Origin of the sequence: Bacillus sp. AY18-3, from assembly GCF_008042305.1 — a bacterium.
In the GTDB taxonomy this organism is placed as follows: domain Bacteria; phylum Bacillota; class Bacilli; order Bacillales; family Bacillaceae_G; genus Bacillus_A; species Bacillus_A wiedmannii.
On sequence record NZ_QKQR01000004.1, the window covers coordinates 270726 to 291107 of the forward strand.

General features: G+C 33.6%; 20 protein-coding genes and 1 pseudogene. 17 read left to right on the forward strand and 4 right to left on the reverse strand.

Going from position 1 to position 20382, the window contains the following annotated elements:
* Positions 1-2: 2 nt before the first annotated feature.
* From DM800_RS03990 to DM800_RS04025, 8 genes and pseudogenes are all read left to right on the forward strand, one after another.
* A pseudogene (locus DM800_RS03990) lies at positions 3-122 on the forward strand (LysE family translocator); the annotation flags it as partial.
* A gap of 163 nt (positions 123-285) precedes the next feature.
* Positions 286-885: a TetR/AcrR family transcriptional regulator gene (locus DM800_RS03995; protein WP_147786461.1), complete on the forward strand. Its 600-nt coding sequence runs from the start codon at positions 286-288 to the stop codon at positions 883-885.
* 4 nt (positions 886-889) lie between these two features.
* Complete coding sequence (locus tag DM800_RS04000) at positions 890-1435, forward strand: hypothetical protein (RefSeq protein WP_147786462.1); 546 nt, start codon at positions 890-892, stop codon at positions 1433-1435.
* 562 nt (positions 1436-1997) lie between these two features.
* The gene (sigI, locus tag DM800_RS04005) at positions 1998-2720 is read left to right on the forward strand and encodes an RNA polymerase sigma factor SigI (protein WP_046954690.1); all 723 of its coding nucleotides are present in this window, start codon (positions 1998-2000) and stop codon (positions 2718-2720) included.
* Complete coding sequence (locus tag DM800_RS04010; protein ID WP_147786463.1) at positions 2710-4137, forward strand: anti-sigma factor domain-containing protein; 1428 nt, start codon at positions 2710-2712, stop codon at positions 4135-4137. The genes sigI and DM800_RS04010 overlap by 11 nt, the downstream gene beginning before the upstream one ends.
* A 153-nt stretch (positions 4138-4290) precedes the next feature.
* The gene (locus DM800_RS04015; RefSeq protein WP_147786509.1) at positions 4291-7638 is read left to right on the forward strand and encodes a trifunctional glycoside hydrolase family 18/polysaccharide deacetylase/glycosyltransferase family 2 protein; all 3348 of its coding nucleotides are present in this window, start codon (positions 4291-4293) and stop codon (positions 7636-7638) included.
* Between the two features lie 242 nt (positions 7639-7880).
* Positions 7881-8156: an ArsR/SmtB family transcription factor gene (locus DM800_RS04020; RefSeq protein WP_000662958.1), complete on the forward strand. Its 276-nt coding sequence runs from the start codon at positions 7881-7883 to the stop codon at positions 8154-8156.
* Between the two features lie 362 nt (positions 8157-8518).
* Positions 8519-8899, forward strand: coding sequence for a hypothetical protein (locus DM800_RS04025; RefSeq protein ID WP_147786464.1), 381 nt, complete (start codon positions 8519-8521; stop codon positions 8897-8899).
* A gap of 230 nt (positions 8900-9129) precedes the next feature.
* Here the strand turns inward: DM800_RS04025 and DM800_RS04030 are convergent, their stop codons facing one another.
* The 3 genes from DM800_RS04030 to DM800_RS04045 form a co-directional block, all read right to left on the reverse strand.
* A complete protein-coding gene (locus DM800_RS04030) occupies positions 9130-10581 on the reverse strand; it encodes an FAD-dependent oxidoreductase (protein WP_147786465.1) in 1452 nt (483 codons plus the stop codon).
* 272 nt (positions 10582-10853) lie between these two features.
* Positions 10854-11069 (reverse strand): hypothetical protein, encoded by a 216-nt coding sequence (locus DM800_RS29080; RefSeq protein WP_179864967.1) that lies wholly within the window; start codon positions 11067-11069, stop codon positions 10854-10856.
* A 1013-nt stretch (positions 11070-12082) separates the two neighbouring features.
* Entirely contained in the window at positions 12083-12406 is a 324-nt protein-coding gene (locus DM800_RS04045; protein ID WP_046957878.1) for a winged helix-turn-helix transcriptional regulator, read from the reverse strand.
* Between the two features lie 124 nt (positions 12407-12530).
* Between DM800_RS04045 and DM800_RS04050 the strand changes: the two genes are divergently transcribed.
* The 7 genes from DM800_RS04050 to DM800_RS04080 all read left to right on the forward strand — a co-directional run bounded on the left by DM800_RS04050 (position 12531) and on the right by DM800_RS04080 (position 18522).
* Positions 12531-13064, forward strand: coding sequence for an NAD(P)H-dependent oxidoreductase (locus DM800_RS04050; protein ID WP_033662739.1), 534 nt, complete (start codon positions 12531-12533; stop codon positions 13062-13064).
* A 132-nt stretch (positions 13065-13196) separates the two neighbouring features.
* Positions 13197-14699, forward strand: coding sequence for a class I adenylate-forming enzyme family protein (locus tag DM800_RS04055; RefSeq protein WP_147786467.1), 1503 nt, complete (start codon positions 13197-13199; stop codon positions 14697-14699).
* Positions 14700-14865: 166 nt separating this feature from the next.
* Positions 14866-15414 carry a GNAT family N-acetyltransferase gene (locus tag DM800_RS04060; protein ID WP_147786468.1) on the forward strand — a complete coding sequence of 183 codons (549 nt, stop codon included), beginning with the start codon at positions 14866-14868 and terminating at the stop codon, positions 15412-15414.
* Positions 15415-15573: 159 nt separating this feature from the next.
* Positions 15574-16137 carry a GNAT family N-acetyltransferase gene (locus DM800_RS04065; protein WP_147786469.1) on the forward strand — a complete coding sequence of 188 codons (564 nt, stop codon included), beginning with the start codon at positions 15574-15576 and terminating at the stop codon, positions 16135-16137.
* Complete coding sequence (locus DM800_RS04070) at positions 16134-16838, forward strand: SDR family NAD(P)-dependent oxidoreductase (RefSeq protein WP_147786470.1); 705 nt, start codon at positions 16134-16136, stop codon at positions 16836-16838. Before DM800_RS04065 ends, DM800_RS04070 begins: the two co-directional genes overlap by 4 nt.
* The gene (locus DM800_RS04075) at positions 16835-17611 is read left to right on the forward strand and encodes a GNAT family N-acetyltransferase (protein ID WP_147786471.1); all 777 of its coding nucleotides are present in this window, start codon (positions 16835-16837) and stop codon (positions 17609-17611) included. Before DM800_RS04070 ends, DM800_RS04075 begins: the two co-directional genes overlap by 4 nt.
* Positions 17612-17622: 11 nt before the next feature.
* Positions 17623-18522 (forward strand): PhzF family phenazine biosynthesis protein, encoded by a 900-nt coding sequence (locus tag DM800_RS04080; protein ID WP_046957883.1) that lies wholly within the window; start codon positions 17623-17625, stop codon positions 18520-18522.
* A 32-nt stretch (positions 18523-18554) separates the two neighbouring features.
* Here DM800_RS04080 and DM800_RS04085 read toward each other — a convergent pair whose 3' ends face one another.
* Positions 18555-18764: a hypothetical protein gene (locus DM800_RS04085; protein ID WP_000801653.1), complete on the reverse strand. Its 210-nt coding sequence runs from the start codon at positions 18762-18764 to the stop codon at positions 18555-18557.
* 174 nt (positions 18765-18938) lie between these two features.
* Here DM800_RS04085 and DM800_RS04090 point away from each other — a divergent pair, with 174 nt between their 5' ends.
* Complete coding sequence (locus DM800_RS04090; RefSeq protein WP_147786472.1) at positions 18939-19778, forward strand: aminoglycoside phosphotransferase family protein; 840 nt, start codon at positions 18939-18941, stop codon at positions 19776-19778.
* A 27-nt stretch (positions 19779-19805) separates the two neighbouring features.
* Positions 19806-20363, forward strand: a complete 558-nt coding sequence (locus DM800_RS04095) for a DUF7010 family protein (RefSeq protein WP_147786473.1) — start codon at positions 19806-19808, stop codon at positions 20361-20363.
* The last annotated feature ends 19 nt before the right edge of the window (positions 20364-20382 follow it).

Here is a 20382-nt window from a genome sequence, read left to right on the forward strand (position 1 = left end):
GCATGGTTTGTTCACCGGGGCCTAATATGATTTATCTCATTTCTCGTTCCATTATGCAAGGGCGTATGGCAGGATTTATTTCTCTCTTGGGTATTATGCTTGGAATTGAAGATTTTTTAATGATACGGTAGGAATACCGTCTTTTTTTATTTTAAGGGAATTTTGACTTGTTATCTTGATAGTCATGTGGCAAAAGCCCTATTACATCTAAACTAAAATATGGTCATATTGTTTTCGGTACTTTTTTTATAATATAACCATATTATAAAAAGGAGGGGGAGATGAATGCCTAAAATAGTTGATCAAATACAAAGGAAGAATGAGATAGCCACCGCTACTTGGCGTGTAATATTAGAAAAAGGTATCGATAAAGCTTCCATACAGCAAATCGCTGATGAAGCAAACATGTCGGTTGGCCTTGTTCAGCATCATTTTCCGTCTAAAAATGCATTGATTTACTATGCGATGAATTTAGTATTGAATCGAATGGAAGGACGGGCGAAAACTCGTACAAGTGATTTTAAGGGAACGAAAGAAGAAGCGCTTAGAAGATTAATGAAATTTATTATTCCTATTAATAAGGAAGAAATGTTGGAAGGGAAGGTTTGGATTACATTCTTAGGAATCTCTTTTAGTTCCCCAGAGCTTATTGAACTTCGGAAGAAAATGGATGACCATACGAGGTACCTAATGGGAATGATCCTAGATTTAATGGAGGAGTTAGGATACGTTACATCAGGATACAATAGAGAGTGTGAATTGGAGATACTGTACGGATTTATCGATGGGCTAGTAATTCATGTCCTTCAAACACCAGAATCATATTCAGAAGAAAAAGTAAATCAGCTTATTGAGTATTACTTAAAAGGAAAAAAGAGGGATTGATCGCATGAATAAAGTTTTCATTATTATTCTTGTAGTCGTTATTGTATTGATCATTAGGCAGCTTATCCCTAAAAAGGTAGATAGTTTTGATCTTCTTGGTATACCGATCATGGCTATCATTAGAACTTATATGGGTCTTCCAAATAGATTGGACTTTATTATTACAATTGAATTAATTAGTTTGCTTATATTAGGAGCGATAGTTGGTTATTGGCAAGCTAAGAGAGTGAAAGTCTTTCATCATAACAATCAATTATGTAGTGTTGGAGGCTATTCGTATATTATCGGATGGATTATTATGCTTTTAGGGAGAATTGTAATTTTATTATTATTCAACCTTAATGCTCTCGTATCGACATTTCATGACGGACAGGAACAATTTACGAGTGCAATAATTAAAGTTCTTTCTCATGCTGGAGATTGGTTAATATGGTCTACTATTCTTGCATCTTCCATCATGTATACCTTTACCTTATATAAAAATCACCTGGATATCAAAAAGTTTATACATGCTCGTTTTCAAGAAGTAAAACAACGGATAAAATATTAATGTAACGAATGGGAATTATGAAAGCATGTATTTGTTGCTATAGATTTGAAAACAATATCCATCAGCTTAATAAGAACGTTATTCTTTCTAATGATTTAGCTTGTTTAGAAAGAATAGCGTTTTTATTTTATAAAAATATTTTTTGACCCCCATAAAACTTTGTATTCCTCCGAATATGTATAGTGAAGAAAATAAATAGAAGAAAACTGATTATGAAAGAATATTGAAGTGTTAATAAAATTACTAGATTAAGTGGGGCATCCGAAATAAAAGGGTGAAATTACCAATGATATAGAGAAGAGTTATTCAAGGATTGCAGATAAAATAGAAACAGAGCAAGCAAAATAAGCGGAAGAAAATAAGAAAGTACATTAAAATATAAGCTTAACTATAGTGCCGAGAGAAAAGGAAAATCGTACAGAAAACGGTGAGAAAAGTCATTCTCGAAAAATATGAGCAACAGCAAGAAGACAAGCTCAAAGAAAAGTACTAACAAAATGTGGTTAAATGGTCACTTTTTTAGTGACCATTTTGCTATGTGAAGGAGGCTGGGAGATTACAAGTGTTGAGTTTAGTAATGAAGATCTTAAGAAAACCAAAAATAGAAGATATCGTATGTAACATACAAAATAAAGAAGAAGATAAAGAAGCTTTTATCGTACAGTATCAGCCGTTTATTAGAAAATCAATCTCGTCTGTCTGCCGTAGATATATTACAGAACAGGATGATGAATATAGTATTGGATTGTTTGCGTTTAACGAAGCAATTGAACAGTATTCATATAAAAAAGGAAAATCTTTTCTAGCGTTTGCTGATCTTCTTATAAAAAGAGATGTAATTGACTATATACGCAAGGAGTCTAAGCATAACCGTGTCTTTTTAAAAGAAGATGAGCAAGAGGAAATGTTAGAAATGCAAGTATCGCTTACGGAGTATATGAAAGAAATAGAAAATAGTAATCGTAAGGAAGAAATTCTTCATTTTCAAAGTGTGTTAGCTGAGTTTAAAATCACATTTTCAGAGCTTGCTAAAGAATCTCCTAAGCATCGTGACACGCGTGAGCACTTAATAGAAATTGTAAAGATGATTATAAAAGAAGAGGAAATGATGGAGGAGCTGTTCCGAAAGAAAAAGTTGCCGCTTAAACATATTGAACCGCGTGTTAGGGTAAGTCGTAAAACGTTAGAGCGGCATAGAAAATATATCATTGCAATGTGTATTATCTTCGCAAACAACTATACATACATTCTTGATTATATAAGGGGAGGGAAGCATGATGAATAAAGGAATTGTGATGGATATAAAAAAACATAGCGTAGTTGTTTTAACACCAAATGGAGAGTTTATTACGTGTAAAAGAAAAGGGGATTCTTGCATGATTGGAGAGGAAATCTCGTTTGAAGAACAAGAACAAAAAGCATCACGTTTTTCAATCCCTTATTTCTTAAAGCCAGCATCATTACTTGTTGCTTGTTTTCTATGTGCATTGTTATTTTTCTACAACCAACCGGAAGAAAAAGTATTTGCTTACGTCTCAGTTGATATAAATCCAAGTTTAGAGGTGAGCGTAACAAAAGATCTCCGTGTTATAGATTTGGAAGCTTGTAATGATGATGGAAGGCGTATTTTAAAAGAATTGAAGCAATGGGAAAATAAACAATTGCAAGACGTAATACGTACGATTATTAAGCAAAGTCAAGAGGATAAGTATTTAACGAATGATAAGCAAGTTATGCTAACGGCTGTTGCAAAGGATAAGTTGCTAGAACCACAGTTGGAAAAGGCAATGAAAGAATTAAAGAAAGAATATGAGCTAAAACATATTACAGTCGAATATCAAAATAGTACGATGCAAGTACGAGAGAATGCTAGAAAAGCTGGAATTGGGACAGGGGTTTATATAAAGCAAGAGAATGAGAAGAACAAATCGCTTACTCCACCTGCCACGCCGTCTAATCCGGTGGAAAACGAAGAAGAGGTGCAATCGCATCAGGAGTCAGCTCCTGATGCATCACCAGATTTGTCTCCTGAAAAAGAAAAAAAATATGAGAAGCCAGAGCATAAAGAACAAAAGAAAACAGAGGAACAGCCATCGAAGCAAATAATAGAAAACAATGGAAGAGGATCTCAGCAAGAAAATAGGGGAAATCAACAAGAGAATAACGGTAGAGGATCTCAACAAGGGAATAATGGAAATCAGCAAGGAAACAACGGAAGGGGATCCCAACAAGGGAATAATGGAAACGAGCAAGGGAACAATGGAAGAGGATCTCAACAAGGAAATAATGGGAATCAGCAAGGGAACAACGGTAGAGGGCCACAACAAGGAAATAATGGGAATCAGCAAGGGAATAACGGTAGAGGTCCGCAACAAGGAAATAATGGGAATCAGCAAGGGGGTAGAGGTCCGCAACAAGGAAATAATGGGAATCAGCAAGGGAATAACGGTAGAGGTCCGCAACAAGGAAATAATGGGAATCAGCAAGGAGACAATGGTAGAAATCCGCAACAAGGAAATAATGGAAACGAGCAAGGGAACAACGGTAGAGGTCCGCAACAAGGGAATAATGGAAACCAGCAAGGGGACAATGGTAGAGGATCCCAGAAAGAAAATGATGAAAATCAACAAGGGAACAATGGTAGGGGGTCTCAACAAGAAAATAGAGGTCACCAGCAAGGGAATGAAAAGAAGAATCAATAGAATATTGAGAGATTCATTTCAAAGCTAAAAGGACTTATCTCGCTATTGCGGGCAGTAAAACTCCCATCTCAAAATTTGGCTGGGAGTTGGGCTGCTTAAAGTTGCACTTTATTATTCTATAGTTCTATTAAGAAGGAGTATGTGAAAAATATAATGGAGAAAAACATTCAACAAGAGAAAGATAAAGCAAAACCTGTTTTTTATGATCCGAAAGGAAGGAGAAACATAGCTTTTATTTGGTTTCTATGTATCTCAATAGTTAGCGTAAGTATTGTATTTTATTTTTTCTTTCAAAGTATTTTTTCAACACCAGAAATTCCAAATATGAATACCGCTGTACAACAAGATAATAAACTTGTACCAATTAATCAAAAACTTAGTGATCAGCAGTTAAAGAAGGAAGAATTTAAACCAAATACCGAAACGAAGGATAATAAAAATTTGGTGAATTTGTCGAAGGATAGTAAACAACATAAAGAAGTGTATGGCTTTTATGTAAACTGGGATGAAAATAGTACCGCTTCTTTAAAAGAAAATATCGATTCATTAACCACGCTAGTACCAGAGTGGTATCATTTAAAAGCAGATTTAACGATTAGAAGTGAGATAAAACCTGAGATAGTAAAGTTAGCAGAAAAAAATCAAGTAAAAATTATGCCTTTACTTACTAACTATACTGAGGAAGCTTCTGGTCCTGATAGTGGGCTAATTCATAAGTTACTGAATTCCTCAAATGATGTAAAGACAAAGTTTATAAATGATTTAGTAAAGCAAGTTGAAAAGAATCGATTTGCGGGTATTAATATTGACTTTGAGGCAGTACCTGAAAGTGATAGGGAAAACTTAACAAATTTGATGAAAGAACTTACTACGGTCTTTCATCAACATGATTTGCTCGTTACACAAGATGTTCCAGCTAATGATAAGGCTTTTGATTATAGTGCGTTAGCGAAAATAATAGATCGAATGATTGTAATGATGTACGATGAACACTATGGAGCGGGAGAACCAGGACCAATTGCTTCAAATAAATGGTTCCAAAACACATTGAAAGAACTGAATATTCCATCTAATAAACTTATAGTTGCTTTCGGTAACTATGGATATGATTGGACAGTAAATAGTAAGGAACCGGCAAAATCTTTAACTTTTTCAGAAGTTATGGCAATGGCTCATAATTCAAATATGGATATTCAATGGGATAAGATTAGTGGAAATCCTTATTTTAGATATAAAACAGGAGAGAAAGAACATACTGCTTGGTTCTTAGACGGTGTTACTCTCTATAATCAAGTGAAAATCGCAATGGACAACAATGCAAAGGGGTTTGCGTTATGGAGATTAGGAGCAGAAGATCTTACAATATGGAAAGTTTTAAAAAATCCGATTGAGGCACAAAAAAATCCTGATGTATTACATAAAATCACTAGTTTAGATGAAGTGAATTATGCTGGACAAGGTGAAATTTTACAGATTGAGAATGAAAGACAAAATGGATTGAGAGATTTTAAAGTAGGCAAAGATGGTTATCTTACAGATGAAGTATATCAATCCCTACCATCTGCATATGAAGTGCAACGATCTGGAAAACCAAACGGGAAACAAGTAGTATTAACATTTGATGATGGACCAGACCCGAAATATACGCCAGAGATTTTAGACATACTAAAAGAGAATAAAATAAAAGCTGCTTTTTTTGTACTTGGTGAAAACGCGCAACTAAGTCCTAGTATTGTGAAAAGAATATACGATGAAGGGCATGAAATTGGCAATCATACTTTCAAGCATCCTAATGTCGCTGATACGTCTTTACTACGAACAAAATTAGAACTTAATACGACGCAACGTTTAATTCAAGAAATAACTGGACATTCTACGGTTTTATTTAGACCACCATATGAAGCAGATGCTAACCCGGATTCATCAAATGAAATATTGCCTATTTTGCGCGCACAAAATATGAACTATACAATGGTAGCAGAAAAAGTTGATCCTGAGGACTGGGCAACACCATCAACAAATGAATTAGTAAAGCGTGCTCTTAATCCCGTTTATAAGGGAGAGGGAAATATTATTCTTCTCCATGATGCGGGGGGAAATCGTACCCATACAGTAGAGGCGCTGCCAATCATTATTAAAGAACTTAAAAAGCATGGATATAGTTTTGTAACAATTTCAGATTTAATGAATAAAGAACGAGATGAGATTATGCCCCCCGTTTCTTCTGAGGGGAAGCAATATTTATTTTACAATAAAGCTGTCTTTTCAGGGGCGGGATACTTTAAACATATATTAACAACTATTTTTTATATTGCTATTGGATTAGGTATTTTCCGATTCTTATTCTTAATTTATTTTGCATGGAAGCAGAAAAGAAAAACGCTATCTCGATATATTAATTCGTCCTATCAACCTTTTGTTAGTGTTGTCATAGCAGCATATAATGAAGAAAAGGTGATAGCTAAGACGATTCGCTCAATTTTGGATAGTAATTATAGAGAATTTGAAGTTATAGTTGTGGATGACGGATCGAAAGATGATACGTCAAAAGTAATGCAAGAAACATTTAATAAACACCCTAAAGTACGTTTAATCCAGAAAGAAAACGGTGGGAAATCATCGGCAATGAATTTAGGGTTTCAACACTCACGAGGAGAAATCATTGTTACGTTAGACGCGGATACAATTATTGCACAAGATGCTATTTCTTTAATGGTTAGACACTTTGAAGATTATAATGTTGCAGCAGTTTCAGGTAATGTCAAAGTAGGTAATAGACGTAACTTGTTAACTACTTGGCAACATGTTGAGTATATTACCGGGTTTAATTTAGAACGTAGAGCTTTTGATGAGTTAAATTGTATTACAGTAGTTCCAGGAGCTATTGGGGCATGGCGTAAAAAGAATGTAGTTGAATCTGGATATTTAAGTGAGGATACGTTAGCAGAAGATACGGATCTTACTATTACATTTTTACGTCAAGGGTATAGAATTGTATATGAAGAAAACGCGTATGCTTATACGGAGTCACCTGAAGATGTGAAAAGTCTCATTAAACAGCGATATCGTTGGTCATATGGTACACTCCAATGTCTTTGGAAACATCGAAAAGCATTGTTTCATTCAAAGCATAAAACGTTAGGATTTATTGCATTGCCTAACATGTGGTTATTCCAATATGTTTTGCAATTCATTGCTCCTTTAGCAGATATATTAATGATTATGGGGCTATTTAGTAGCAATCCACTAAAAGTTTTAGGGTTTTATTTTGTATTCTTTTTAATGGATCTATTCGCATCTTTATTTGCATTTAAATTAGAGGAAGAGAATCCGAAACCATTAGTATGGTTAATTTTACAACGCTTTATTTATCGTCAATTTATGACTTATGTTGTCATTAAATCTATATTCTCATCGATTCGAGGAGTAGCGGTAGGGTGGAATAAGCTAAAGAGAATGGGAAGTGTTAAACATTCCACAGAACATAAGGAGGCATCTTAAGAGAACAGATTATCTGTTCTCTTTTTCATTGATTTTAGTTAGCTGAGTGTAGAGTAGATACGTCAGTATCTATAAGGGGATTTTTATTGATTACTGATAGTGAGACATTATGTTAAGATACTCCTTTAGTTTCGGGAAAAAGTTTTTTTATATTTTTTTAAAATGACGGACATAAAATCGTATATGCCTTCGAATTATATATATGGATAACATAAATATGTATATAAAAGGGGAGAAATAAGATGAAAGAACAAAAAGAAATGTTTGAAGAAATCTCTGAAGTACTAAAGGTATTGGCGCATCCTGTTCGTTTATCCTTAGTAAAAATAATGCTTGCAAAAGGTCCTACTAATGTAACGACAATGTATGGGGATTTACAAATGCCTCAAAGTACAATTAGTCAACATTTATCTAAACTAAAAGCTGCTAAAATGGTTACAGGTACTCGGAAAGGATTAGAAATTTATTATGAGGTAACTGACAATCGCACAAAATCAATATTAGCATGTTTAGTTTAAATACTGATTGTCTAGACATTAAGAAGAGGATGCTAAAGTAATTCTGTGACTACAATTTTTAAGATTTTATACAAAAGTAATATGTATAAGTGTATGTGATTTTCTTACTAACATAAGTTGTATGTAGACTGGTTATTAATTTGTTATACGTCTTAGTTAGATTATTTTATTTATTTAATAATATTGTATGATCTTCACCTTGTTAAATTTAACAAGGTGAAGGATTATTTATGTACACATGAAATATTTTATAAAGAGTACGACTTTACTCCAAAGTTACATTTTTAGTTTTTTATCTATAGATCTAATACTAAAGGGAAAATAACTGAAATATAAATGTAATTGAAAGGAGTGAAGTAACAATGGAGGTAAGCCTTTTTTTAGGATTTTTTTGGGGGTGGATAACGGTTATCATCTCAGGAATACTTTTTGTGCGACCATCTATACTACGTGAACTGAAAAAAATAGTGGTAGAAGACAGAGGATTTGGAATTATGTATGGCTTTCTATCAATGTTCCTCGGGTTAGGTACTGTTATTTTACATAATGTTTGGACACTTAATTGGCAGGGACTCATTACACTTATTGCATGGCTCGCACTATTAAAAGGGATTTATGTAATTGCATATCCTGAACCATCCAAGAAAACCGATTTCGAAGTAAGGATACTATCTACTCGTATAGTGCTTGCTATCCTTGGTGCTTTATCTTTATGGATGCTTATCATACTTTATATGAAATAGAGACAAATATTTTTGATCATGGGAGTATGTAGGTGGGGAGTTTGGGGTAGTCCTTTGGAACGGGATTTTATAGTTAACTGTAAATGTAGTGTTTCTTCCGTTGTAGATATGTTTTTATCAATAGTGAGATGTGCAAAACGAAGAGAGTCCTAAATAAATAGGATTCTTTTCGTTTTATAAAAGTGAATTTATCTTGTATCACTAATACAATTGATAATCATTTTTCTGGTCTATTCGCAGTTATCTACCTTGTTATACTCAATGTCGGCTATGTGACCATCCGGTCGAATCAAAACGGTATCTATATTTTTTAACTTGGAATCTTGTATTTCTCCTATTATTACCTTTATGTGTGAATCAATATTTATTTTATTTATCTTATCTATATAAGAAGGGTGTATTAATAAGATAAATTTACCATCCTGCATTAATTCAAAGAGTTTATAACTTTTCTTATTTAGAGAAGAAATAGTGAGATTTGTACATCTTTTTCCTATCAATGGATGCCTTTCTGTATCGTGCATCGACGAATACATTATCCCTAAGCCACTTACTCTTTCAGATAAATCGTGATTTATCTCGGGGTATGTAAGTAGGTGCGAAAATAAATCCCTTAATCCCATTCCTGCGTTTGAAAAGTTTATCATTAATTGTTCTTGCGCTTGTACTTCCTTGAAAAATTGTTTTCCCACAGCATGTCTTTCAATATGATAACTTTCTAATAGGCTTTCATATTTTTTTTGTTTTATTGCGAGTCCTAATTTCCAGCCTATATTAAAAGCATCTTGTAGACCTACATTCAAACCTTGTCCTCCAGCAGGGAAATGAATATGTGCTGCATCCCCTGCTAAGAATACACGCTTATGTTGATAAGTATTTGCTAGTTTGGTTGCATTGCCAAAACGAGAAAGCCATATTGTGCTCTTAATTTGAAGATGTTCACCTGTAATACTATAAATACTATCTATAAACTCTTTTTCTGTAACAGCAACATGAACAGGTATTGTCTGATTCTTAGGATCAACAATTGCAAAACGAAATACATCAGTTGTAATAGGTACCATCATTAATATCCCATTTATATTAGAAGTAGATAAAAATGGAGTATCTGGTATATCTTCTAAAATAACATCACCTAATATAGCAGTAGTTGTTGTGTTTGTTCCATTAAACGGTATATTTGATAATTGACGAACTATACTTCTTGCTCCATCAGCTCCTATTACATATGGAACTTCTATTTTATATATTGTTTCTCTTTGTTCTATTTCTAGTTGTACGAATGTTTCATATTGTTTTAAGTCTTTCAGAGTATGCCCGCGTTTAATGACTACGCCTAATTCTAATGCACGTTCTTCTAATATTTCTTCTGTAATAGATTGGGGAATAAAAAGTGTATACGGAAAATCAGTATTTAAATTTTTAAAGTTTAATCTTGTATCTAAGGCAGCAAAATGACTTGTATTTAATTTCTTTCCTCTAGCTAAAAATCGATCTGCAATACCTCTCATAGCCATCAATTCTAAGGAGCGGGGGTGTAGTGTGAGTGCTCTAGAATTTCGTACCCGGTCTAATCTTCTCTCTAAAACAACAACTTTTACGCCTTGGATAGCTAATTCACATGCTGCCATAAGTCCAACTGGACCACCACCAACTACCGCTACATCATAATAATTGTCCATATCATGCCCTCCATTTATTTAATTGTTTAAGAGATAATGTGAAAAATTGTAAATAGATTTATTAATGCTATCTATTGTACATATATAATTATACTTCATTTTAGTTTCCTCGGAAACTAAAATGAAGTTCCTAGGAGAAGTCTACATAGTAAGTGTGTAGTTAAAGCTATATAGCATGTCTGCAGCTTCTTCTGCTTGTGCTATTTTTGCTAAAAATGCTACTGCTGTAGTTCCATGTGGGAGTTGTAAAGGTCTTTCCGCTATTCGTAGTTTTAATGAAGTAGTAGTGGTTTTAACTCGACTTCAAATAATTCGCTTTCAATTTCATTAAGTGCATACATTGATACAGGATGTGGAGAGGTATTAGATAAGACTTGTGATGAAAGAAGTTCTCCTGATGATGAGTAAAATGTAACAAACACTTGTGAAAATGGAGGGACCATAATGATTACACGGTCAGTTTTTTGTAACGTATTAACCAACTCCAAAATAATATAGTTTTATAAAAATCAAAAAACAATAGATAAATATAAAGATGTTATTATGGGTGCTTTTCCGATAGTGAATTAATAAAATTAATAAACTCTTTATTTTATTGTAAATAATTTAAGAGCACACAAATATGCGTGCTCTTAGAATAGAAAGGTAGTTTTCTATGAGTAGGGAGTCCCCATATAATAAAATATGCTTGTCCAATTTAAATGTGAGAATTTTTTTATAAAAACGCTATTTGGTAAGTCTATGTGAAAAATTACCTTGTACAGGAACTCTTTGCAAAGTATTTTGTCTGCAGTCATGATTTTTAAAGTTGATGAGAGCTGTTATTCGACTAATAAAACTAGCCATTAAGCTCCCAAAAAAGAAACCCCATCGACCAGTTACTAGAGTAACAGTTAAGAAAAGAGTGGTATTAAAATAATTATTATTAAAGATGTTCCTTTCTATGAAGTGAATTCCGAAAACAGGACACAATTGTAGTCCATCTATCACTTATGATTGCTGTTAATTATATGGAGCATGTAGAACTAGGGTTGAAGAAAGTCCCGATGTTTGTGCATATTCCACTTCAGATTATTATAGCGGTAATTTTTATTTGTTATTGTTATAATTCGCAAAAGGATACATTCATAGGGGGATATTTTAAAAGATTAGCGGTGATCAATATATAGTGTCAAATGCAGTGATGATGTTTTACTATGATTATGAGATAGCCTGTATTTTTCTAGGCATAATAAAACCACATCTCAAATTGTTGACTATATGTCTAACAACTAGGATGCGGTTCAATTAATAAAAAGTGTCCGAATAAAATATAAGGTAAAAAGTATAGGATACTTTTGTTATAAAGAGTATTTATAGATGAATGTTATTGTTTTTTACTTCTGAAAGATTTGGGGTTCTAAATTACGAGTTGTTGGAGCACCTCTAATATAAATTTTCAGTAGAAATATTGAACTACTAATATGAATGTAGAAGATTTAATAAAGACGGTAATGTTCTTTTAGTCATGTAATCTTTTGATCTGATGACCTTTTCCCCATTCAAATAGTTCATTCATAATTTTCATTAAAGATTTTCCGTGCTCACTTAGTGTGTACTCAACCTTTGGTGGTACTTCTTGATATACGGTACGATGGATAATCCCATCAGCTTCAAGTTGCCTAAGTTGTTGTGTAAGAACTTTTTGTGTAAGGTTTGGAATTTCTCGTTTAATTTCATTTGTTCGCATTTTTCCATCCATCAAAACACATAAAATATAAACTTTCCATTTTCCGCCGATTACATCGAGTGTCGTTGCAATTGGGCAGTCATCATTTTGATTCATATAACACCTCCAAAGGTACCTCAAGGTTCCTATAGTACCTGAAAGTACGTACTTTTCAATTATATGTAACTCATTCATACTAATACGTAAAGGTTTGAATAATTTATAAAGGGGATGGGAAATGATGAGAACACTTGTAATTGTAGCACACCCTCATATTGAAAAATCAAAAATTAATAAAAGATGGATCGAAGAACTTGAGAAACATTCGGATGAAATAACGGTGCATGAATTATATAAAGCGGCACCGAATTGGGAGTTTAATATTGAAGAAGAGCAAAAGCTATTAGTAGAACATGACAGATATATATTTCAATTTCCGCTTTATTGGTACAGTTCACCACCATTATTAAAAAAATGGTTTGACGATGTATTAACATATGGATTTGCGTACGGATCAAAAGGAGATAAAGTGAAGGGGAAAGAGTTTGGTGTGGCAATTTCTATAGGTGGTTTAGAAAAAGATTATACAAATAGTGGAATTACTATGGATGAGTTAACGAAACCATTTCAAGCTACGTGCTTATATACAGACATGAAATTTATACCTTCATTTTATTTATATGGTGCCGAATATAAACTAAGTGATGAAGAGATTAATAAAAGTGCACCGGAGTATGTGAGCTATGTGATGAATAAGGAGTATTCTAATATATAAGAGGAAATAGCCATTTACTTGTTAAGTAGATGGCTATTTTTATTGAATTTATATTCACTAAGTGTAATCTTTAGTAAATTAATAGTTAATCTGGTAAAATAAAAACCTAACATATATAAAGGGGAGTTTTACTTGAGAACGATGCAAAAATTATTACAAAAAAGAGCAATGCAATCACCAAATTTGGAAGCGCTTGTAGGGGGAGAGAAAAGGTATTCGTTTCAGCAGTATAATGAACGAGTAAATCAGCTTGCACACTATTTGCTACATAACGGTGTACAAAGAGGGGATCGTATTGGAATACTATGCAAAAATAATCATCCGTTTCCAAGCGTTATGATGGCAAGTTTAAAAATTGGAGCTGTATGTATTCCGCTCAATCATCAGCTTACTGCTTTTGAATTAGAAAAGATTGTAAAAGAAGCAAAATTAAAAGTGTTAGTTATTGATGAAGAATTTAAAGGGATTTTATTAAAGATTGATGCTGTTAAAGAAATTCCTTATGTAATTAAAACGACAGAAGAAGGCTTTGGTTCATTTGAATTAACATTACAAGAACAGCCAATGACAGAACCGAACGTAGAAGTTCATGAAGATGATGATGCGATTTACTTATTTACTTCAGGAACGACTGGACAGGCAAAAGCATGTGTAATTGGACATGAAAACTTACATCATTATTTTTCTGAGATTGCGGGCCAAAGAGAATTTCCAGCAGGTGAACGCTTTTTATCCGTGCATCCATTATTTCATATGAGTGGAGTGCTTTCTATTTTAAATTGTATTTATCATGGTGTTACGATGATCTTTTTAGCTGATTCGAATCCTGCTCTTATTTGGGATAAGATTGAAGAAGAGAAAATTACTACGATGCTTGCATTCCCAGCTGTTTATAGCTACATGCTTGATGAGCTAAATAAAAAAGAACGTAACATTTCAACTTTTAAAGTAGCACAAAGTGGTGGTACAAAAGTGCCAGAAACACTCATTCAAAAATATATGGAAAAAGGAATATATATGGTGCAAGGATATGGGAGTACAGAAGGTTGGGTTGTAACTTCATGGCATCCAATGATGGGAAAAGAAAAGATGTCTTCTGTAGGGAAAACTTTGAAACATGTAGAGTTAAAAATTGTTCATCCAGAAACAGGTGATGAACTAACAACAAATGAAGTTGGCGAGATTCATGTAAGAAGTCCATACATGTTTAAAGGGTATTGGAATAATGAAAAGGCGACAAAAAAGGTAGTACAAGATAATTGGTTTAACATGGGCGATGCTGGCATGATAGATGATGACGGATTCCTGCATATTATGGGAAGATATAAAGACGTTATCATACGCGGTGGTGACAACGTATATCCAGATCAAGTAGAAGATGTTATTCATGAAATACATGGTGTTTTAGAAGTTGCAGTAGTTGGAGTTCCGGATGACTTTTGGGGAGAGATTCCGACAGCGTATATTGTAAAAGACATGCAAACGTCTTTAACAGAAGAAGAAATTATGCAGCACTGTAAAGAGAAACTGGCAAGTTATAAAATACCAGAAGTTGTATTTATGGACAAATTACCGAAAAATGCTTTAGGGAAAGTGTTGAAGAGGGAATTAAGAGAAGGTGTACTTGTAAAATAAAAAGTAATTAGATGATGAGGAATCCAGTTATGCAGTGAGCATGACTGGATTTTTTGTTTATGGTTTTGTTAGTGGGTATTGTTAATATTTGAAACTTTTTGTTTATTTTTAGTGTAATATTGAAAATAAAGGAAGTTAATTAATTTCAGTACAAGGGGGAGAAAATATGGCTATAAAATTAGAAACTGAGCATTTATGTATAGAACCTTTTACCAATGATGATGTATGTAGAATAAAAGAATTGGCCAATGACAAGGAATTAGCCAATATTCTTGGCCTCCCACACCCATATAAATTGAAGTTCGCGCAAGATTGGGTTGATATGCAACCAGAACTTATAAGGAAAGGAATCGAATACCCTTTAGGAATCATTTCTAAAGAATCAAGAGAAATTGTAGGTACAATTACACTAAGAATTGATAAAGGTAACAATAGAGGTGAGCTTGGTTATTGGATTGGTAAGAATTATTGGGGGAAGGGTTTTGCAACCGAGGCTGTAAACAGGATGATTTATTTTGGCTTTATCGAATTAGGTCTAAACAAAATTTGGGCATCTGCTATTTCGAGGAACAGATCATCGATTAAGGTGTTAGAAAAGTCGGGTTTACGTAAAGAAGGCTCATTGAGACAGAATAGACTTTTATTAAATACATATGAAGATGTTGATGTTTATGGAATATTAAAGACAGAATATACCGTTTTAAATCATAGATAACATTGGTAGTGTGATGACAAAAGGAAACCCTTCAGAACAGGGTTTCCTTTTGTATTTTAATAGAACCTTGTTTATTAAAAACATAATAATTTACTAGATTTTGTATTTTTTGTAAGATAATAAAGAATATTCGAATATTAATTAAGGGAAGAGATGTAAATGAAGCTGCCGCTATTACAGGTAGAGACAGAGAGACTTATGATCCGTCCATTCCAAAATGATGATTATGAAAGTTGGTTAGATGGATTTAATAAGAGGTTACCATCACAGTATAAATATGACGATGGTTATCAAGTTATGGCATCATCAACTAAAGAATGGTTCACGGAATGGATAAGAGGCTTTGATGAAGCAGCATATCGAGATGAGATGTATGTATTAGGTATTTTTCGTAAAGAAGACGGAGCTAATATTGGTAAGCTAGAGCTGATTAAAATTTTACGTATGGACTATCAATGGGCAATGATGGGGTATGCTATACATAATCAATATTGGAAAAATGGATATGGCATGGAAAGTGTGAAAGCCGTGATCTCGTTATTTTTTAATAGTCTTCATTTTCATAGAATCGAATTACATATACGTGTTGATAATGAACCATCCGTTCGTCTTGCGGAAAGAACAGGTTTTTCTTTTGAATGCAAGAGAGAGGCGTTTTCATTAGAGAATGGTAAGTGGATGGATTTTCTTATTTATTTCAAAAATAAGGAGATGGATATATGAGAGTTCTAATTACAGGTGGAAATCGCGGATTAGGGTTACAGTTAGTAAAAGTATTTTATGAAAATGGGCATATTGTTTATCCATTAGTTAGAACTGAGGTTGCGGTAACGCAATTGAAGCAAATGTTTAGTTGTAGATGTTTTCCTATATTGGCAGACTTATCGATTGATGAGAGTACGGAGCAAATGAAAAATCAGCTTGAGGAATATACAGAGTATATTGATCTAGTTATAAATAACGCAGGAATTACTGGGAAGGAGACTGAGGTTTTACATACGAATTCAGAAGAGTTAACGGATTTATTTAATATTCATTGCTTAGGTGTAATTCGAGCTGTAAAAGGTACATATGTGGCTTTAGCTAAATCGGATTATCCGAGAATCATAAATGTGTCTTCTCGATTAGGGTCATTGCATAAAATGGCGAACAAAGAGTTTCCACAAGGTCAGTTCTCATATTCATATCGAATTGCTAAAGCTGCACAAAATATGTTAACGCTCTGCTTACAACAAGAGTTTGAGCATAAAGGAATTCGTGTAACTGCTATTCACCCTGGAAAATTAAAGACTGACATTGGTGCTTTTGATGCGAATATGACTCCGGCTGAAGGAGCAAAAAATATATATGATTGGGTAATAGATTCAAACGAGGATGTTTCAGGGAAGTTTATTGAGCCAGGTGTAGGTGAATTAAAGTGGTGATATACGATCTTGCAATCATTCAGAATCTGTTTGGTCCCTCTAAAAAAGTATTAAATGGCTTACCGAATGCAGTAACAATTGAAGAAATAGAAGAAGATGTTTTTTATAACGTACAAACATATAAAGAAAAGATAAGTAGATTTGAAGAGGTTTGTTTTAATTGGGAGTTAAAAAGAGCGAGTATTGTATTAAACAAAAGGTTTAGTAGTTATAACTCAAGTGTGAGAGTGTTACTTGATGCCGGTTTTTCTTTGTATGCCGCAAAGATAGAAGTATGTAGAGAATTGAACAATGTAGAAGAGCTTGAAAGACAATATACATATCGATCAATAGCAGAAGGAACGTTATCGGAAAAAGAATTTAAATATATTTGGGAACAATGTATGTTGGATTCAGGGAATCAAACTTCAATTTTAACTATCGATGAGCATTTTTATTCAGTGCAAACAGAGTTAGGTAAAGGTTGGGAAAAGTCATGCAGTGTATTTTATGATAAAAATGAGCCGATTGGTATGTCCATACCGCATATAGAACCTGGAACAGAAAGTGAAGGACGGTTATTTTATTTTGGAGTAATGCCTTATTATCGCGGGAAAGGAATTGCTTCCCAGCTGCATCTTCAATCGTTGCATATGTTAAAGGAAATGGGGGCTACTTATTACATCGGAAGCACACATACTTCAAATGAAAAGATGCAGAGGATATTTTGGAGAAATAATTGTTCGGTGAAAACGAAGATAGAGCTTTATTATAAGATTTTTAAAGAAGGTTAGGGGAAAAGAAAATGAAGACTATAAACGTATTACATTACGATGCATTTACAAATAAACCAAATATGGGGAATCCAGCAGGTATTATATTAGAGGCGGATGGATTAACGGAAGGGGAAATGCAGCGTATTGCTGAAAAAGTTGGATTTAACGAAACCTCTTTCGTTCTTTCTTCAGAAGTAGCAGATATAAGAATGCGCTTTTTTACACCTGGTTTTGAAATGGATTTATGTGGTCATGGGACAGTTGGAACAATATTTGCTTTGCGTGAAAGAGGGTTATTAGAAGAAAAAAATAACCTTACGATTGAAACGAAGGCCGGGATTTTACCGATAAAAATAGATGTAAATGAAAATGGAGAAACCTTTATTAAAATGAGGCAGGCAGCACCTCAGTTTAAAGATTTTGCAGGTTCAACAGAAGCATTAACTCATAGTATTGGTTTAGAAGAAAATGATTTAGATGTAAGTTTACCAATTGTATATGGAAGTACGGGGAACTGGACTGTAATTGTACCGATTAAAAATCTAGATGCATGTGAGAGAATGAGACCTCATAATGATGCATTCCCATCCGTATTAAAAGAAATACCTAATGCTTCTATTCATCCAGTTTGTTTAGAAACTTATGATGAACAGGTGCAAATGCATGGGCGTCATTTCTCATCAGCTTATGCTGGAACGATTGAAGATCCAGTGACAGGAACAGCTTCAGGTGTAATGGGAGCGTATTATGCGACGTATTTGGAGAAAGATTTTAATCATGAAATGGAGTTAATCGTTGAACAAGGACAGGAAATGAATAAAGATGGTCGTGTAACGGTATATGTAACGAAAGATGTAAAAAATGAGAAGTTACAAATTGATATTGCGGGAACAGCGGTGTATGTGAAAGAGTTTGAAGTTTTACTATAAAAAAGAAAGCCCGGAGTACATCCGGACTTTCATTATCTGTTCAATACTTCAATATACGAAGCATCTCCAGTTGTTCTTAAAGCAGAGCGAAAATTGTTATTTTCTAGCGTTTTAGCAACTTGTTGTAACTGCTGTGCATCATCATGATGAATAAGTAAGCTGTCAGCACCGCTTTCTTCTATATGAATGTGTTCGACATTTCCGATGGCATCATGTACAGCTTTTAAAAATTCAGGTTTCATATTGTCCTCCTATATGTATGTAACGTTGTTGTTAGTATTTCCTTATTTTTGAAATGTAAAAGTGAATGAATTTTTGTTATATTATGATTTTGGAAGGGGTTTCCTATTTGTTTGTCAAATAATAGTAAAGTTGTCTTTTGAATTGAGGAATCTTCGGAATTAAAGGGTGAGGGAATGGACATTTCAGTAATCGCTACACAATTAGTTAAGGAGGAAGTTATTTCACGTTATCCAAATAACGTAAAAGCGTTGAACGGAGGAACGACAAGTACTGTATATTTGTTGGATGGAAAATACGTTGTAAAGCTGAATAAAGCGGAAGTGATATGTGAGGAAGCTTATTTTCTTTCTTTTTATGAGGGAAACGCTATATTTTCAAATCTTTTGTATAAGGAACCTTTACATACATATATTGTGTATTCTTTCCTTAAAGGTAGTACTTCGTGCAAACAGGGACATAAACGAATTACGCTTAGTACCCTTGTAAAAGAAGTTATTAATAAGTATGAAATAGTTTCAGATATAGATGGTTGGGGATGGAAAGAAAGTCCGGTTCAATCTTGGAATGAATTTTTAACGAAAAATGTGATGGAAGCTTATGAAAATGTAAGACGTTACATAAGTAAAGAAGAGTATAGAATTGTTCTTAAATTAGCAAAGAGGGACGCTGAAATAAATCAGCCATTTTTATTGCATGGTGATCTTGGATTCCATAATTGTATATTTCAAGGAAATAAGCTGCACGGTGTAATTGATCCTTTACCAGTGTTAGGAGATCCTATATACGATTTAATTTATGCGTTCTGTTCAACTCCGGAAGATTTAACGAAAGAAGTAATTAATTATGCGATGAAACAATGTGTATTTCATAAAAAAGACAGTGAGTTATATGAAGAAATAGTTATTTGCTTATATTTGCGTATAGATACGTGTTTAAGGCACCACCCGAAAGATTTAGAAGATTATTTAGTAGCTTGGCGTTATTGGATGGGCGAGGTTGAGGTGACTTTATAATACAAATATTTTGGGGGAAATCGTGAAATGAATGTTTCAGAAGCAAAAAAGGATTTAGCAATAAAAACGAAGAGAGGATTACCGATTATATTAGCTGGTGTTTTATTTTGGATAGTTATGAGTATAACGGGCTTTGTTCTTTCGGAAAAACAAGTGGTATGGGTATATTTAATCGGTATGGGATGTGTGTTTCCTTTCGGCTTAATGATAGCTGCTATATTGAAAATTGATATGTTTGCGAAAGGAAATCCGTTAGGGATTTTAGCAGGATTAATTGGTGGGATAAATGTATTAAATATTCCGCTTGTATTACTTGCCTATTTTCAATTTCCAGAATGGTTGCCTTTTGTAGTAGCAATGTTAATAGGTGTTCATTTTGTACCGTACATATGGATTTATGAAAGTAAAAGTTATGGTTTATTGTCAGTAGGGACTGTATTTGTAACGTCAGTTTGCGGGATTCTTTTTGCTGAAAAAGGATTTACTGTAATTCCATTATCAGTTACAGTTGTCTATTTCCTAACTTTTATAAGTTTGTTAATTGAAAATAAAAAAGCAGATCAGTATCAACAAAAATCAGCTTAATAAAAATTTAGAGATAGGG